17 protein-coding genes are annotated in these 17,092 nt (G+C 53.8%); 5 read left to right on the top strand and 12 right to left on the bottom strand.

Annotated elements, in window-relative coordinates; all coding sequences use genetic code 11:
• Position 1: 1 nt before the first annotated feature.
• Positions 2 to 1,129, top strand: coding sequence for a DUF4238 domain-containing protein (locus tag EFB02_RS05070; RefSeq protein ID WP_122820467.1), 1,128 nt, complete (start codon positions 2 to 4; stop codon positions 1,127 to 1,129).
• Positions 1,130 to 1,180: 51 nt separating this feature from the next.
• Complete coding sequence (locus EFB02_RS05065) at positions 1,181 to 2,884, top strand: DUF262 domain-containing protein (protein ID WP_122820466.1); 1,704 nt, start codon at positions 1,181 to 1,183, stop codon at positions 2,882 to 2,884.
• A 3-nt stretch (positions 2,885 to 2,887) separates the two neighbouring features.
• Here EFB02_RS05065 and EFB02_RS05060 read toward each other — a convergent pair whose 3' ends face one another.
• From EFB02_RS05060 to EFB02_RS05050, 3 genes are read right to left on the bottom strand one after another with little or no spacing between them, the layout of a single operon-like run.
• Entirely contained in the window at positions 2,888 to 3,313 is a 426-nt protein-coding gene (locus tag EFB02_RS05060) for a plasmid mobilization protein (RefSeq protein ID WP_032746262.1), read from the bottom strand.
• A 5-nt stretch (positions 3,314 to 3,318) separates the two neighbouring features.
• A complete protein-coding gene (locus EFB02_RS05055; RefSeq protein WP_022349660.1) occupies positions 3,319 to 4,389 on the bottom strand; it encodes a site-specific integrase in 1,071 nt (356 codons plus the stop codon).
• A gap of 1 nt (position 4,390) precedes the next feature.
• A complete protein-coding gene (locus EFB02_RS05050) occupies positions 4,391 to 4,594 on the bottom strand; it encodes a hypothetical protein (protein WP_006681531.1) in 204 nt (67 codons plus the stop codon).
• 107 nt (positions 4,595 to 4,701) lie between these two features.
• On the opposite strand from EFB02_RS05050, the gene EFB02_RS05045 reads away from it, so the two are divergent.
• A complete protein-coding gene (locus tag EFB02_RS05045) occupies positions 4,702 to 5,148 on the top strand; it encodes a helix-turn-helix domain-containing protein (protein ID WP_233502603.1) in 447 nt (148 codons plus the stop codon).
• 618 nt (positions 5,149 to 5,766) lie between these two features.
• Here the strand turns inward: EFB02_RS05045 and guaA are convergent.
• A complete protein-coding gene (guaA, locus tag EFB02_RS05040) occupies positions 5,767 to 7,359 on the bottom strand; it encodes a glutamine-hydrolyzing GMP synthase (protein WP_122820465.1) in 1,593 nt (530 codons plus the stop codon).
• Positions 7,360 to 7,515: 156 nt separating this feature from the next.
• On the opposite strand from guaA, the gene pta reads away from it, so the two are divergent.
• Together pta and EFB02_RS05030 are read left to right on the top strand one after the other, a co-directional pair.
• Positions 7,516 to 9,030, top strand: coding sequence for a phosphate acetyltransferase (pta, locus tag EFB02_RS05035; RefSeq protein ID WP_234992739.1), 1,515 nt, complete (start codon positions 7,516 to 7,518; stop codon positions 9,028 to 9,030).
• A gap of 22 nt (positions 9,031 to 9,052) precedes the next feature.
• Positions 9,053 to 10,243: an acetate/propionate family kinase gene (locus EFB02_RS05030; RefSeq protein WP_122820464.1), complete on the top strand. Its 1,191-nt coding sequence runs from the start codon at positions 9,053 to 9,055 to the stop codon at positions 10,241 to 10,243.
• Between the two features lie 96 nt (positions 10,244 to 10,339).
• Here EFB02_RS05030 and EFB02_RS05025 read toward each other — a convergent pair whose 3' ends face one another.
• The 8 genes from EFB02_RS05025 to EFB02_RS04990 form a co-directional block, all read right to left on the bottom strand.
• Positions 10,340 to 10,933, bottom strand: coding sequence for an FtsX-like permease family protein (locus EFB02_RS05025; protein ID WP_147471034.1), 594 nt, complete (start codon positions 10,931 to 10,933; stop codon positions 10,340 to 10,342).
• A 103-nt stretch (positions 10,934 to 11,036) separates the two neighbouring features.
• The gene (locus tag EFB02_RS05020) at positions 11,037 to 11,633 is read right to left on the bottom strand and encodes a hypothetical protein (protein WP_122820462.1); all 597 of its coding nucleotides are present in this window, start codon (positions 11,631 to 11,633) and stop codon (positions 11,037 to 11,039) included.
• Entirely contained in the window at positions 11,630 to 12,343 is a 714-nt protein-coding gene (locus EFB02_RS05015; RefSeq protein ID WP_122820461.1) for an ATP-binding cassette domain-containing protein, read from the bottom strand. Before EFB02_RS05015 ends, EFB02_RS05020 begins: the two co-directional genes overlap by 4 nt.
• A complete protein-coding gene (locus tag EFB02_RS05010; protein WP_122820460.1) occupies positions 12,327 to 12,776 on the bottom strand; it encodes a ribose-5-phosphate isomerase in 450 nt (149 codons plus the stop codon). The genes EFB02_RS05015 and EFB02_RS05010 overlap by 17 nt, the downstream gene beginning before the upstream one ends.
• Before the next feature lie 27 nt (positions 12,777 to 12,803).
• On the bottom strand, positions 12,804 to 13,529 hold the full coding sequence (locus EFB02_RS05005) for a glycerophosphodiester phosphodiesterase family protein (protein ID WP_122820459.1): 726 nt from the start codon (positions 13,527 to 13,529) through the stop codon (positions 12,804 to 12,806).
• A complete protein-coding gene (locus EFB02_RS05000; protein WP_122820458.1) occupies positions 13,520 to 14,341 on the bottom strand; it encodes a M23 family metallopeptidase in 822 nt (273 codons plus the stop codon). Before EFB02_RS05000 ends, EFB02_RS05005 begins: the two co-directional genes overlap by 10 nt.
• A gap of 324 nt (positions 14,342 to 14,665) precedes the next feature.
• Positions 14,666 to 15,709, bottom strand: coding sequence for a hemolysin family protein (locus EFB02_RS04995; protein WP_122820457.1), 1,044 nt, complete (start codon positions 15,707 to 15,709; stop codon positions 14,666 to 14,668).
• Positions 15,702 to 17,057: a hemolysin family protein gene (locus EFB02_RS04990; protein ID WP_122820456.1), complete on the bottom strand. Its 1,356-nt coding sequence runs from the start codon at positions 17,055 to 17,057 to the stop codon at positions 15,702 to 15,704. The genes EFB02_RS04995 and EFB02_RS04990 overlap by 8 nt, the downstream gene beginning before the upstream one ends.
• Positions 17,058 to 17,092: the final 35 nt, after the last annotated feature.

The following is a 17,092-nucleotide window of genomic DNA, read 5'->3' as shown; positions in this document are numbered from 1 at the left end:
GATGTCGAAGCTGCCCGGAAAGATGACGCGAAAGCAGCACTGGGTGCCGCGGTTCTACCTGCGCCATTTCGCGGATTCCTCCGGGCAGCTTCATGCCTACAGCAGACAGAAGGGCTCCTTCTTCCGCACGAATTGCGAGAACCTTTGCAGCATGCGCGATCTTTATGAGGTCGAGCATGCCGATGCGACAGGCGATGCGACAGACAGATTCTATGCGCAGAACCTCATCGAGGTTAAGCTATCTGAGCTCGAGAGCCGCATCGCGCCGCTTTACGATCGCTTTTTGGAACGCCAGAAAGAAGACCAGTGCGAAGACGAAGGGTATTCTGATGGGAAAGCCGCCGTTTGCGAGCTGGCGGCAAATATCATCGTCCGGCACCCTATCAGTATGCGCGTCGACAAGAAATGGTCACGCGAGACTGCCGAAGAGCTGCTCAGAAACGTTCATCTGACACCCTATGAGCTCGGCTTGCTCGATTGGTCGGATTGGCGCGGGGATTCCCAAGCGGTGGTCGAGCTTGCCGCCGCCGCAACCATGCTCTTCTCCAACGATGATATTGTGCCAGTTAACCGTATTCGAAAGGCTTTTTTTGAGAAGAGCTTCTCCATCCTTAGGGCACCCGTCGGCTCAGGGTTCGTTACGACGTCGATGCCTATGTTCATCATCGGGCCCGAGGACGACTCGTACGATTTTCATCTCGCGTATATGCCGTTGAGCAGTGAGTATGCTGCGGTCTTTTCAGATGACCCTCTATTTCCGCCGTTTGCGAGACTCGGTTTTTCGGGCGTCGAGTTCATGAACCGACTTCTTCTGCTTAACTGCGAGCATTGGGATGTCGCCATATCGAGGGGAAGCGGCCCGCTCGAGCACGCGGTACGCGATTGGAGTCAAGCGAACAGTGCCGAATTCATGCACGAGATGTTCACGCGCGACGGCAGGGAGCTATCCCTCGACATAGTGATCTACGACCGCTCGAAGAAGAAGGGGCAGACGATGATCGATACCATCGACCGTGGCTGCCTCGAGGGCGGCTGCCTTGATGACGAGGACCTGCGCATCATCTTCGAGCACCTTCTGGGGAGAAGACGGCAAGGACCGGGAACATTAAAGGGTCAAGCAGCGTATTGATAAAATTGACCCCGCCAGCAATAACCGCAAAGGATAGATAGGGCTTTAAGGATGGATGCAGGAAAAGCAACGATAAGCGGCGTGTTCAACGGATCGCGCCTGCTCGAAATACCTTTTTACCAAAGGGCGTACGTCTGGGGAGAAGAGCAATGGGAGCGTTTCCTCGGCGACATGGAGTTCGTCACGGCCTCGAAGCGGCCCTATTTCCTGGGCTCCATCATCCTGAAGCAGGCCTCCTCCGGCAACACCTGGTCCGAGGTCTCCGAGGTTCGCACCGTCATCGACGGCCAGCAGCGACTCACGACCATGGTCATCTTCTTCAAGGCACTCTGTGCAAAAAACGGCACCAACAATTTGTTTGAGCGAGATTTCGTCCTGGAGACCGGCGATGTCGCCTTGCGGCACGGCAAGTACGACCGGCAGGATTTCGAAAAGGTCGTCAGCGCCACGGGCTGCGAACCCCTCGAGGGCTCCTCGGCCATCGTCCTTGCCTACAACTACTTCCTCAAGAATATCGACCCGGAGAAGGTCGACAGGAACACGATCAAGTCGAACGTCCAGTTCGTCTGCATCGATCTTACCGAGGGCGAGGACGAGCAGCAGATATTCGACACCATCAACTCGCTCGGGGTGCGCCTGACGACGGCGGAGCTCCTTAAGAACTACTTCTTCAACCGCGAGAACGAGCAGGCGTTCAAGGAGTGCTGGGAAGACGTCTTCGAGCCCACGGCTGAGAAGAGGGAGTATTGGGAGCAGGAGATCGTTACCGGGCGCATCAAGCGCACGCTCGTCGACCTCTTCTTCGACGCGTTCCTCCAGATTCTGGTCCAGGACAAGAGGCGTGGCGTCACGACCGAGGACAAGCTCTTCTATTCGCGTACTTCGAACCTCTTCCAGTCCTACAAGGATTTCATCGGCAGGTACTGCAACGGAGACAAGGACGAGATCCTCAGCAGCATGAAGGCGTATGCCAAGGTGTTCGAGTCCACGTTTGACCCAAGCTGCTGCGACGCGGACATCCCCTCCGCCCCCGGCGTCGAGCGCCTGAACGTGCTGATATTCGGCCTCAAGAACTCGACGCTCATCCCGTACGTGCTCTACGTTCGAAAGAACGCGGAGTCTTCGAGCGAGGAATCTAAGATCTACGCCCTGCTTGAGAGCTACATCGTCCGCCGAATGCTGGTTCAGGCGACCACGAAGAACTACAACAGGCTGTTCACCTCGCTGATCTTGAACGAGGTGAAGGACGCGGAGGCGCTGAGGAAGGCTCTCGAAGCCAATGACGAGGCGACGACGTACATGCCCGGCGACGCCGAGGTTCGAGCGGCATTCGAGGAATCGTGTCTGTACAACCTCCAGTCCAAGGGCGTCCTCTATCTGCTGGAAAGCGCCATTCGTCCGGGCATGAGCAGCACGGCCCTGCTCGGGTTCAACCAGTACACCCTCGAGCACATGATGCCCAAGAAGTGGCGCAACAAATGGGGAGCCCTCGACGATGAGGCTGCCACGCGAAGGGACCGGAAGCTCCTCACGCTCGGCAACCTCGCCATCATCACGCATTCGCTCAACGCCTCCATCCGCGATGCCGATTGGCCCACCAAGAAGCAGGGAAAGGGATACAAGGACGGCCTTGCCCTCTGCGCCGCCGGCCTTGCGACCATGGCCGGCGCCCTAGAGAAGGAGTCTTGGAACGAGGGCGATATCGCCGATCGCGCCGAATGGCTTGCGGACAAGGCGTTGGAGGTCTGGCGCTAGGCCCTACCTGCGTCCCATCTCGAAGATGCTTGCGGTGTCGGAACCCGCATCGATGACGGATGGAACCGGCTCTTCCAAAAACGTAGTTCGTGGCGATGTCTCTTCCGTCGGCGCGTCAACAGGCTCGCCGAGCGCTAGGAAGAACCTCATCACGTGCTCAATTCTCTGTTGCAGGGACTCGCTCAGCTCGCCGTAGGAGGCCGCCAGCCGCACCTCCTTGGCCAATTCCGCCATCGAGTCCCTCAGTGCCTTCTGCACGCTCACGGAGGGCCTCACCTCGACCTGGGTATCGGTGAGCTTGGCGATGATGTAGTCCTGCCTGTTCATGCCGCTCCAGGCTGCCATCTCGCATATGAGCTTGCGCTCCTCGGGCGTGCAGCGGAACGCCATCGTCTTGCTGCGCTTGCGGGCGCTGTTCTCGCACGGCATCCTTCTTACCCCCTCGCCCCGTCGAGCGCGGCGGCCATCTCGTCCTGCTTCGTGGGGAACAGGTGCGCGTAGCGGTAGGTGATGTCCACCGCCTCGTGGCCCATGCGCTCGGCGATGGCCAGCGCGGAGAAGCCCATCTCTATCAGCAGGCTCACATGGCTGTGGCGTATGTCGTGTATGCGGATGCGCTTCACGCCCGACGCCTTGCACCCGCGCTCCATCTCGTGGGCCAGGAAGTGCTTGGTCACGGCGAACAGGCGCTCGTCGGGGGCGACGTCGTCGCGCATCTCGATGAAGTCCGCCATCTCGTCGCGCAGGAAGGCGGGCATGACGATCGTGCGCACGGACTTGGGCGTCTTGGGGTCGGTCACGGTGTCAACGCCGTTGAGGCTCTGGTACGACTTGTTGATGCGCAGCCGCGAGCTCTCCAGCATGAAGTCGGACGGCGTGAGCGCCAGGAGCTCGCCGCAGCGTATGCCCGTCCAGTAAAGCAGCTCGAAGGCGTGGAATGAGAGAGGCTTGTCCATGACGGCCTCGCTGAACCTCAGGTACTCGTCCTTGGTCCAGAACTGCATCTCGCCGCCCTTCTTCGAGCCTATCTTGTCGACCCTGCGCACCGGGTTGTCGCTGAGGCCGTAGTAGCGCTCGGCGTGGTTGAAGATGGCGTTGAGCTGGTTGTTCACTGTGCGCAGGTACGTCGGTGCCCAGGGCTTCCCGTCGGCGTCCCGGTGCTCGGTGAGCTCGTTTTGCCACCTGATGACGTCGATCGGCCTCACGTCGCACATGCGCATGTCCCCGAAGAACGGCACGAGCTTGTCGTTGATGATGTACTCCTTGGTGATCCACGTGTGCTCGCGTATGCGCGGCTTCACCTCGGAGGCGTACACCTCGACGAACTCGGAGAACGTCATGTCCATGGCCCCGCCGTTAAGGCTCTTGAACTGGCTCTCCCACACTGCGGCCTCCACCTCGGAGGAGAAGCCGCGCTTCGTCTTGTGGCGCTTCGAGCCGCGGGCGTCGCGGTAGTAGCACTGCACGTAGAACGTGCCGTTGCCGTCGTCCTTGTACACGGGCATGTCAGTCCACCTCCGGGAAGTACAGGGCGTCGAAGACGTCGCTTCGAACGCGCCCGCGGATGACCACGCGCCCGCGCGCCTCCTGCTCGGCGTTTATCTTCCTGATCACCTCGTAGGCGCTGCCTTTCTTGATCCTCAGCAGCTCCGCGACCTCGTCGGCGTCCAGCATGTGCGGCCTCGGCGTCTTCGCCACCTTCTCGTCCATGGCTCCTCCAATCAATGGCGTACGGATACGTACGGTTCACAGATTCAGAGTAAACGTACATATCTGTACTGTCAATAGAATTGCGTACATTTGCGTACGCTGATAAGATGTGCTGGTACGTAATTCCAGGAGGAGGGCTCATGTCCGTAGGCGAGAACATAAGGCGGTACCGCAAGTCGCGCGGCATGACGCAGGCGCAGCTCGCCGAGGCGGTCGGCCTGACCGAGGGGGCCGTGCGCCACTACGAGAGCGGCATCCGCGCCGTGAAGCCCGAGCTGCTCGAGTCCATCTCCGCGGCGCTCGGCGTGTCCGTCAACGCCCTCAAGGATTACGGCGTCGAGACTGCGGGCGACCTCATGTCGCTGCTCGTGCGGCTCGAGGACTCCTTCGGCATCGTGCCCGCAGCCGACGGCACGGGCCTCTCCCTGAACCCCAAGGCGCCGCACGCGCCCAAAGCCGCGATGGCGATCGAACTGTGGGCAGAGAAGCGCGCGCAGCTCGAAAACGGCAAGATCGACGCCGACGAATACGAGGACTGGAAAGCCTCGCTGTAGCGGCTCTCCGCATTTCGCGATCAACGCAACCGAATCAGGACGGTGGACCAGGCGGCGAGCGCCGCTCGGGCCTGCGTAAGCTGAGTTTTTACTCCCCATTGCATGCCAAGGCATTTCCGGCGCACCTGGGGAGTAAATGACGCGGTGGCTTACACGGCGGCACGCGGCAGTACGCCGCGGCATTTCCCCTGGTTACTCCCGTTTTCATTGAGGCGGCGAGATTCTTTACTCCCCATTAACCACCTGGGAAAACGCTGTGAGAAGACCGCCGAAAAGCCTATTGAGTTCGATTTGAGTTTCACAGGCCCCGAAACGGCCCCGTTTGGCTCTCGGAGACAAAAATCGCGCGTCTACTCACTTGGGATGAATCCTTACTCCCGTTCCTCCGAATGCCGCACCGTGCCTTGCCGTCTTGAAACACGGGGGAGTAAATTGCGAAATCGCAGGTGAAAGGGAGTAAAACGACAAAGAAAAAGCCTCCGTCCCAACGCGGGAACGGAGGCTCGGTTATCGTATTTACTCACCAACATCGCTGGCGGCTTTGCCATGACTCTCGTACGAAACGAAACTCAGCGGCACAGTGCGGCACTCAAAAATGCAGGTCAGAACCCTATCAGCCTACTCCCACTCGATGGTCCCCGGGGGCTTCGAGGTGCAATCCAGCACTACCCGGTTAATCTCGGGAACATCCCCGGTGATGCGGTTAGAAATCCTCTCTAACACCTCGTAAGGCAACCGGAACCAGTCGGCGGTCATTGCATCCTCGGTCACGACAGGACGAATCACTATCGGATGCCCATAGGTACGGGCATCACCCTGTACTCCCACGCTGCGAACATCTGCCAGCAATACCACCGGGCATTGCCAAATCTGGCGGTCAAGCCCGGCAGTAGTTAATTCCTCGCGAACTATAAGGTCAGCAGCACGTAAAATATCTAGATTCTTTTTAGTAAGCTCGCCCAGAATCCGCACCCCTAAGCCGGGACCGGGGAACGGCTGACGCCACACCAGATTTTCGGGCAATCCCAGTTCTATTCCTAGAGCGCGTACCTCATCCTTAAATAGGCTACGTAGCGGTTCAATAAGCTCAAAGGAAAGATCGTCGGGCAGCCCCCCAACGTTATGGTGAGACTTGATATTGGCAGCGCCTTCTCCCCCGCCAGATTCCACAACATCCGGATACAAAGTTCCTTGCACCAGGAACTTAATTTCTTCTCCGGCTTCTCCGGCTTCTTTCACCAGGGCACGCTGCGCGTCCTCGAAAGCCCGAATAAATTCTCGGCCGATGATCTTACGCTTTTGCTCCGGCTCTTTCACCCCGGCAAGAGCATTCAGAAAGCGTTCAGATTCATCCACGGTCACGATCTTTACCCCGCTGGAGGCCGCGTAGTCGCGTTCAACCTGTTCCCGCTCACCCGCACGCAGCAAACCGTGATCTACAAAAATACAGGTAAGCTGATCACCTACTGCCCGATGTACCAGGGCAGCAGCAACTGAGGAGTCAACTCCCCCGGAAAGCCCACAAATCACTCGAGCATTGCCAACCCGCTCGCGAATCTGGTGAATCTGATGTTCGGTAATCGAGTGCGAATCCCAGTTAGGCTCCAGTCCTGCCGCCTTGTACAGGAAATTTTTAATTAGCTGACTGCCGTATTCACTATGACGCACTTCGGGATGCCATTGCACTCCCCAAATGGGACGCCCCTCAATTTCGAAAGCGGCAATCTCGGCCCCGGGCGAGCTGGCCACCACTTTTGCGCCCTCCGGGAGCGCTTTGGCCTCGTCATTGTGCGACATCCAAACCACTTGCTCAGCTGGTGTATCCGCGAACAAAGGACAGTCGGTAGCGACTTTCGCTTCAGCCTTGCCGTATTCTTGGCGCCCCGCGCTCGCAACCTTACCCCCCAGCATCTGGGTGAGCATCTGGAATCCGTAGCAGATTCCCAATATTGGTACTCCGCTGTCTAGAAGCTGCGGGTCGATATGGGGAGAACCCTCTGCGTATGCGGAGTTCGGCCCCCCGGAAACTATTAATGCCAGGGGTTTTCTCGCCAAAATCTGCTCGGCAGATAGTTTCGGAGACACAATTTCAGAATAGATATGGGCTTCCCGCACCCGCCGCGCAATCAGTTGGGCGGTTTGCGCACCCATATCGAAAACAAGGACAGGACGTACCCAATCAGGACTTGATTCATTCACATATCCCAGCATACCGGGATTTTTTATGAGTGGGGTCTTTCTCCAAGCGACCTGAGCATTATCGAGAAATTCGAAAGCTATTTTATATCCTGATGATTTGCAACTACTTTACCTGGTAGCCTGGTTATATTAGGGATACTTGAAAGTACCGGAAAAGGAATATTATCTATGAAAAAATCCTATTATCTAGCTCCTCTACAGGCAGATATTGATACCAAGTCTATTGTTGAGTCTCTGGCACAGCTGCTAGAGAACTCCCCGATACAGCCAGTTTTTCAAAAGGGATCACCCTCGCTAGAAGATTGGATTCTCAAATCTGAGCAATCGGCACAGCAAGTTATAGATGCTTTTTCCCACTCCCCGGCTGCCATCTATGATGGTTCCTACTCATCCGCACCTGCCAGTTTAGATATCACCGCGGTTCATGCCCGCGTAGCCGCCCACCTGCTGGCTCCCATGATCTTGTTAATCGATGCTTCCGGGATGGATGAAGATGCCGCTATCAAGGCCAGCCATATTATGGCACTAACTGCTTCCCGCAACGGAGGCACTCCGGCGGGAACTATCCTAATAAATGCCGCTTTCACCCCCTCGGTAAGTCTTGAACATGCCCCAGTAGCCACGATAAGTGGTTCTAAAGTAAGCGCTGGCGATCTTGCGCAGCTCCGCCCGGTTTTGGAAAACCCACCGCAGGTCGCTATCCCCCCGTTGGCCTATCAGGGGATATTGACCGAACGGGCTAAAGCCTTACCGCGTACTATTGTTTTACCCGAATCAGAGGATGATCGGGTACTACAAGCTGCGGCTCAGATTCTAAAGCTGTCGGCGGCAAAAATAATCCTGCTAGGGGAAGAATCTGAGGTCACGACCCGCGCTCAAGAGCTCAAGCTGGATTTGAGCGACGCTAAGGTAGTTTCCTTGCGCGATGAAAAACTCATCGCGCGCTACAGTCAGCGTCTGAGCGAACTGAGAGCTCACAAGGGAGTAACCCCGGAGAAGGCGCGGGAGATGCTAAAAGACTCCGCCTACTTCGGCACCATGATGATTGAATGTAGCGACGCCGACGGCATGGTCTCTGGAGCCTGTCACACCACTGCAAATACTATTCGTCCCGCCCTCCAAATTATTAAGACCAAGCCCGAGGTTTCGACCGTATCCGGAGCTTTCCTCATGCTCTTTTCTGATCACGCGGATCTATATGCCGATTGTGCGGTTTCAATCAATCCAGATTGCAGCCAGTTGGCGGACATTGCCGCCTCTAGCGCAAAAACCGCAGCCCAATTCGGAATTGACCCCAAAGTAGCTCTTATTTCCTATTCCACCGGGGATTCCGGAAGTGGGGAAACCGTCACTAAAGTGGCAGAAGCCCTAAAATTGGTGAAGGAAAACCACCCCGAGCTAACAGTGGACGGCCCGTTGCAATTTGATGCTGCAATCGACCAGAAGGTAGCCGCTACCAAGCGCCCCGATTCACCGGTAGCCGGACAGGCAAACGTATTTGTTTTTAATCATCTCGACGTGGGAAACTGCGTATACAAGGCGGTGCAGCGCACCGCTGGAGCTGTCGCTGTCGGCCCGATTTTGCAGGGATTAAATAAACCGGTCAATGACCTATCGCGCGGAGCGTTGGTTGCCGATATGGTTAATACCATTATCATTACTGCGATTCAGGCACAGGGATAATCCCTAAAAGGAAGAGGAAAGCATGGAAAACGATACCATTCTGGTAATTAACTCCGGTTCGTCATCGATTAAATACAAGCTGATTAACCCGGAGAGCGAAAAAGAAATAGCATCTGGAATTGTCGAACAGATTGGCGAGAAATGCAGTCGCATCAAACACGTATACCAGGATGAAGAGCATGAAATGCAGCGCCCAGTTAGGGATCATCTCGAGGGGATGTCGGTTGTAGAAGAACTCTTCGAAAACATCGGTCCTGCACTTGAAGACTCCCACGTGGTCGGGGTAGGTCACCGCATTGTACAAGGAGGTCCATATTTTTCTGGACCGGCTCTAATTGACGAGACAGTACACTCCTTGATTGAGGAACTTTGCCCTCTCGCCCCCTTACACAACCCTGCCCACTTGAAAGGCATCGATGCCGCTAAACGGATCCTGCCGAAGGTTCCGCACGTGGCGGTATTCGATACGGCCTTCTTTAATCATCTCCCCGAAAAGGCCTATACCTATGCACTGAAACGTTCTGTCGCCGAAAAATACCGGATTCGTCGTTATGGTGCCCACGGTACGTCTCACCAATATGTTGCTCATCGGGTACGATCCATATTGGGAACCTCTGATCTTAAACAGATTGTTTTACACCTTGGAAATGGCGCCTCCGCCTCTGCAATTGTTAGGCACCATCCCGTAGAAACCTCCATGGGACTAACCCCGCTAGAGGGACTGGTTATGGGGGGACGCACCGGCGATATCGATCCGGCAGCTGTGTTCCATCTGTACCGGGAAGGCCATATGAGCATCGATGAAATCGATGAGCTTCTCAACCGGCGCTCCGGCATGAAAGGCCTGACTGGGCATAATGATATGCGTGAGAACTGGAAGCTAATCGAAGAAGGAGATGAACAGGCTGAAATGGCGATGCAAATTTATTTACATCGCCTGGTGAAGTATGTTGGTGCCTATTGGGCGGTAATGGGCGGACTAGACGCTCTGACCTTCACTGCCGGAGTCGGTGAAAATGATTTTAGGATTCGCGCCAAACTCTGTCAGGAGCTCGCCTTTATGGGCATAAAAATTGATCCGGAGCTTAATGAAGGGCACGCGAATGACGAAGCAATTATTTCGACCCCTGATTCTTCCGTAAAAGTACTAGTAGTCCCAACTAATGAAGAGTTAGCCATCGCTCAACAGGTTCATTCGATAGTTAACTCCTAGCGGAAAAATATAGTTGCTATAAATGGCGGGGATAGGACACGTCCTATCCCCGCCATCTTTTTAATTGGTGCCAGTTATCGGAATACTAACCCCAGTTTAGTTTGAAGATACTTTTGCCGGATGCTGGTGCTTGCAGGTATTTTTCCTTGCCCAAGACATTGCCAGCCCGCAGCACCAAACCCCGAGGCAAGCCGCTAAAGCTAGGAAAAATAATACGATATGGGGCGCTCCGGTGTCGGGACTAATAATGATTTGTTGTAAAGCATAGCCGACTATAACTCCCACAATACTTCCCCCTGTACCCATCAATATCGCCTGTACTGCCAATATCTGGGGAATCAGACGAGGGGGAGCACCAACACGCTGCATCACCCGAAAATTATCGCGCTGTCTAAGCAGCAAACGCGTCATGAACGGCAGATTAAGCAAAAATAATGCCAGCAGATAGACTGCAATCGCCGGTAAGAATAGCAGCGTGCGTTGGGCGAAAGTAATCGCTTCAAAATCCCAATATGGCCGATCATCTATCGCAATCACCCGCAGCTGTGAATTGTTCAGCTGGCTTCGTTGGTGCGCAGAAATATCAGTATTCGCTAAGACCTGAAAAGAGTAAATGAAGTAAGGATATTTCTTTTCCTGTTCGGAAAGTTTATTGAATGGCCAGATGATGCTAATTTCCTGATTTTGCAAGTTTGCAGAGGATCTGAGAAAAATATTTTGCGCGTTGGGCGCCAGGCGGAACTGTTGCCAGGAGCTGTGAGGCGCCCGAAAAAGCCCCACAACCCGATATGTTCTATCCTTTAAACAAGTGTTCGCTGAGCAGATTTTGCTGCCGTGAATTTTTTCCCCCACTTTGTAAGGACAACTGCTTGGCTGTTTTGTGACTCACGGAAATTTCATCGATTTTAGTCGGATTTTTCCCTTTTATTACCGTATCTGCAAGAGGATCTAACAACTGCCAGTTGGCCGTCAGCCCCGAAAGATCCCCCCTCTCGGCCTCAGAACTGGTAGATAAAAAACTTCCAGAGGTAAAAATCAGGGGTATCAGTCGGGTTTTCCCAAGAATTTTTGATATATCTTGGCTTCCAGGAATAAAAGGACTTGCCCCCTCCCCAATTCTCCAATGCCGCTTTCCGTCGGTGGTTAAAAACTCGATACCATCCAGTTCTTGCCATGTAAGCCCGGGACGATACTCTATGGCGGCGCTCGCTGCGGGGAAAACTGCTTCTTGCGGAGCAGCTGCCACCGGATCGCGGGTCACCTGCGAGATTGTTACTATTGTCATCAGGCAAGATGCTAGTGCAACCAGGGCAAACACCAGCAAGGAGTAACGAGAATTGCGGGTAATTCCTCGGTAGGCTAATCTCCAGATTAAGCCCGTTCTAGTCATCTTTCTACTCCCCTACAGCTGGAAGCTACTGGTTGAATTTTCAAGGAGCGGTCAGCAAAGTCTGCCAGAGATTCTCGAGTGGAAAACAGTAAGCAAGAATTGCCGTTTTCAACTTGCGTGCGCAGCATATGCAAAATCTGTTTTCCCTGGGCTACATCCAGTTCTGTCACAGGATCGAAAGCTAGTATTAACTTCGCTCCCCCTAGTCCGGCTCTGGTTATTGCGATTTTTTGCTGATTGAAAAGATCTAGCTGCTGCGGATATCGGTCGCCGAATTCAGAAGCACGCACATTAGCTAAAGCTACCCCGGCTCGAGAAAGTGCCTGCTGGTGACTAATACCCGAAAGTTCATAAACTAACGCGATATTCTCGGCTGCGGTTAAGTCATCAACCAAGTTCGCTGCGGGCATCACTATCCCAATCTTTTCCCGCCGCAACCAAGCGCGCTGCTGAGCACTCATTTCTCTAAGGTCTTGCCCTTCGAGTTCAATACTGCCCGCGCAGGGTTCTTCCAGGCCAGAAATTAGGTCTAGCAAAACACGATTAATGGAAGCTGAGGCAACTATTGCCAACATCTCGCCCGGCCTAACTGTGAGCGATACCCCCGCCAGCAATGGTTGCCCAGCTTCATCCCCAGGGTAGCTAACCTCGCTCAGGCGCACCCTAGGAACTTCAATATGCTTGAATGAGGAATTATTTTTCCTGTTCATATTGGGTCATTAAATCAATGCGTCTCTGATGGCGCTCTCCCTCTGAAAAGGGCTCGGCAATGAAAGCATCGATTATGGCTAATGCCTGGGAAGTTTCATGCATACGCGCCCCCACCGCCACAACCTGGGCATTATTATGTTCGCGAGCTAGCTTAGCGGTTTCCAGACTCCAGGCCAAAGCTGCTCGGATTCCCTTGACGCAGTTTGCGGCCATCTGTTCACCATTACCCGATCCCCCAAGCACTACCCCTAGAGAACCTTCGTCAGCTAGGACGGCTTGCGCACAAGGAATACAGGTATTGGGATAATCATCTTGGGCGTCATATTCTTTAGCTCCATGGTCAACTACCTCAAGACCTTGATCTTCAAGATGAGCCACCAATGCTTGTTTTAGGTCAAATGCTGCATGATCGCAGGCAACGTGAATTCTCATGCCTCAACTCTACCAGTTAGCAGCAATTCACAGCGTGGCAAGCACCTTTTTTAGACGCGCTGGATAGTCGGTCATAATTGCATCTACACCTAGACGAGCTAGTTCCCGCATTGCTGGCTCATCATTTACAGTCCAGGGCTCAACCCGGATTCCCCGGCAATGATTCCAAGCAACGAATTCCCGATCAACGATAGTTACTCCCCACCAACGCAAGGGAACCTGTGCAAAACCTCCCGAAGTTTGAAATAGATAGGTATTTCCGGTACGGGCAGCAACCACCGCCTTCAAAACTTCATGCGTTGATAAGCAAATTTGTGCATGAGGGTGCCGGTTCCTTATTTCACACAGAGTCTTAGGGGAAAACGAGGAGAACACTACCCGTTCCCAAGCATCCGCATCATTAACTGCTTGCAGGGCTCCTTGGAGAGCCCGGGGTTCTTTAATGTCGATGTTATAGGCAAGATTAGGGAAGTCCTCCAGAGCGCTTTTCAGCGAAATCGGACATTGACCTTGTGGACCACGAAGAGCAAAATATTCCTGAGAGGTAAGCTCCCCTACCTTGCGCCAATCCCCCCAAGGGTTTTGTAGCTGCGCGTCATGTTGAAGCACCACAGTTCCATCTTTGAGGGTGCGCACATCGGTTTCAAACCGACTAACTTTGAGCGAAAGCGCATAAAGAATCGATTCCCGGGTGTTCTCGACTGTCTCTCCCCCGCCACCCCGGTGCGCGATTATCTGCGGTTTTAATTGCATTTTTGTCCTAGGTAGCGGAAATGATGGGCTTCCAGCCAGGGAACCGGATCAACGAAGTTTTCCTCCCGGTCTGGCATTATCTCGAAGTGCAGGTGATTTCCGGTGGAATCCCCGGTCGATCCTACTGCTCCCAGCTGGTCTCCCGCTTTGACATGCTGACCAACTTTAACCGCAAAAGAACCATCTAGCATATGCTTGTACTGCGAAAAAACAGTTTGCCCATCAATATTGTGTTTCACCCGTACCGCATTGCCTCCCCCGCCTAAAGGACCGACGAACACTACTTCCCCATCGGTTAAAGCATGAATCGGGGTACCCCCTGGAGCTGCAAAATCGGTTCCCGTGTGGCGGGATCGAATTCCCGAAATCGGATGAACCCTATCCCCAAAGGGTGAGGTCTGCTGAAAAACTCCTCGCTCCAGCGGAAAAAGAATCGCTCCCTCAGTAGACATAATTTCGGACCCCTTGTTACCGGATCCAACGTTAGAGAACTGGCACTGGGGATCAGAATTTAGAATCCGGGCACGGGTACCAGCCGCAGGAACAGGAATTAATCCTTCTCCGGAGTCCCGAGCAGCTAAAGCGTTGGAGCTGCCCGCCCAACTATGGCCGGCACCTTGCAAAGAAAGAATGTGGGCAGTCATAGACCCTGGCTTATTAGCCTGCACAAACCCGGTAAGAGGAGCGACAATAGTGACAGTTGCCAGCCCTAATATCACGAAGGCACGCGGAATAGCAGCAAAACGATGCAGGCGCCGTCGACGTATGCGTTCATCACGGCGAGAACGTCTAGACGCAAGCGATTGTTCCATACGTGCTCCCTCCGGAAAATTAGCCAACCCTGAAATGATAACGAATTTGTAACAATTTATCCAAGGAATCTGTGTTTAGTTGTTCCCGAAACATATTTTCTAGTTAACACCAACTGACGACACCATCCCTATAGTTAGCATGAATAGAATAATTCTTCCTGCAAAGGAAATAACCGTACCGGTGATAACAGACCCCAGCAGCATACAGATATCCTGGATTCCACTCCACTGTCCCAAACTTTTCTAACGGGACTAAACAATACGGTTACCGGTTATAACCAAGGAAAGTTATCTACTTAATTTGAAAAGACTTCCCTCTATCCCCTAGTCCTCTTTTCGCTGCATAATGTCGCGAACTTCCCCCACCAGTTCCTCCAAGATGTCTTCTAGAAAAATAGCCCCTAAAGTTTGACCATTTTCAGTCACCTTCGCCAAGTGAACCCCGGTTTTCTGCATTAGCCTCAGGGCATCCTCCACCTCTTCATCAGGTGAAACCTCGGGTAGCACCCGAATCCGCCAAGATTCAAGCGGTGCTTCGCGCACAGCAGTAGAATCAGCAAAAATCACATCCTTGATGTGCAAATAACCCTGTAGATTCCCAGATTCATCAGTGATTGGAAAACGAGAGAAACCAGTTTTCGCTACCTCGGCCTCAAAATCAGCCGGAGAAAGCGGCCATGTCAAAGTCACTAAGCGACTGAGAGGAATCATAGCTGAACGAACATCTTCTCTGGAAAACTCCAGAGTGCCAGACAACAGTCCTAGATCATCGCGCAAGGTCCCTGCCGCAGTAGACTTCGCGACAATCGTGGCTACCTCTTCAATCGTAAAAGACTGCGCCACTTCTGAACGGGGAGTAACTCCCACCAGTTTCACAAACCAGTTAGCAGTGGAATCCAGCGCGTGCACAATCGGGCGCACCGCGCGAGCAATCCGCACTAGATGAGGGGAAATCACCAGACAAACCCGGACCGCCGCCGCCACTGTTAGATTCTTTGGAATCATTTCCCCTAATAAAATGTGGAGAAAAACCACGAACACCAGTGCAAATACAAAGGCAATGGGATGTGCAAGCGCGGGGGATACTCCAAAGAAATTCAAAGGTCGCAAAATCAAATGCGCAAGCGCCGGTTCAGCAACTGCCCCGAGTCCTGTAGATGCCAAAGTAATCCCCAACTGGGTGACGGCCAGTACTAACGAAACGTGCTCTACCGCCCACAGCGCCGCCTTTGCACCCCGTTTTCCTTGCACAACCAGTGGCTCGATTTGCGAGCGCCGCGCAGAAGTAACTGAAAATTCGCCGGCAACAAAGAAGGCATTAGCGGCCAGCAAGATCATAGCCACCAATAAAGCCACCCAATCAGACATGGCTGCCACCACCTTTGCCAGGCTGGTTTTGTTGATCTTTAGCTGCAGTACGAGCTTTCTCTGACCCGCCAGCTGCAATCAAAACTTTTTCTATGCGCCGCCCCTCCATTCTGGCCACTGTCAAAGTGTGCGACCGTACCTTGACACTATCCCCCTCTTTAGGGATCTTCCCCAAAATCACCAGCATTAACCCGGCTACGGTTTCATAAGGGCCATCATCTGGCAGCGCCACATCAATGCGATCAGCAATTTCATCAGGACGCAGATCTCCGTCAACCAGCCATTTATTCTTCCCTTCCAGCCTGATTCCGCGCCGCCTAAGGTCATGTTCGTCCGCTACTTCCCCCACGATTTCTTCCACAACGTCCTCTAAGCTAACGATTCCACAGGTACCGCCATATTCATCGACTACCACCGCCATTTGCAGATTAGCGGCTCGCAGCTGTACCAAAAGCGGCGCCAACCGCACAGTCTCTGGCACACGCAACGCCTCTACCAGCAAGGATTGGGCAGTAACTGGAACATTCTTTCGTTTAGCAAAAGGTACCGCTACGGCTCGACGCAAATGCACCAAACCGAGGATATCGTCTGCGTCCTCCCCTAAAACCGGAAAACGCGAATGCCCCGTTCGCCGGGAAAGTTCTACTACATCCTCGGCGCTTTGCCCCTCCTCTAACGAGTCCATCCGGCGCCGATCGGTCATCACGTCGCGGGCACATAGTTTGCCCAGCCCCACGGAGCGGGTAAAAATTGTGGCGGTAGATAAATCCAAGGTACCGGCTTCGGCGCTATGACGAACCATAGCTGCTAGTTCCGAAGCGGAACGAGCAGAGGAGAGCTGCTCTAAAGGCTCCACCCCCAAAGACCGCACAACCCGATTAGAGAGCCCATTCAAAACCGTAATTATCGGTTTAAACAGCAGGGTAAAAGCACGCTGGAGCGGAGTAACCATCCGCGCCACTTCGAAAGGTTTCGCTAGCGCCAGATTCTTGGGGAACAACTCCCCGAACACCATCGAAAAGGCATTAACCAGCACCAACGCAACCACCACGGCGATTGCGGTGGCCAGCGAAGCCGCAAGTCTTATATCCTGCAAAAACTTAACAAATAACGAAGTAAGCGCATTTTGAGTGGTATACCCCAAAAGGATAGTGGTAAGGGTGATTCCAACTTGCGCCCCTGAAAGCTGAGTCGATAGATGCCGTAGCGATTTTAAGACCCCAATAGCGCCTTTTTCTTTGCGCTTGGCTCGCCCCTCAACCTGGGCTGGATCTAAGGCCACCATCGAGAATTCGGCCGCCACGAATAGGGCGGTACCGATGGTAAGCACCACTCCCAATAGCATCATTAGCAGGTAGTAAATACTCGCAGGCAACTACACCA

Origin of the sequence: Varibaculum vaginae, assembly GCF_900604285.1 — a bacterium.
In the GTDB taxonomy this organism is placed as follows: Bacteria; Actinomycetota; Actinomycetes; order Actinomycetales; family Actinomycetaceae; genus Varibaculum; species Varibaculum vaginae.
This window is presented reverse-complemented; position numbering and strand designations above follow the sequence as displayed.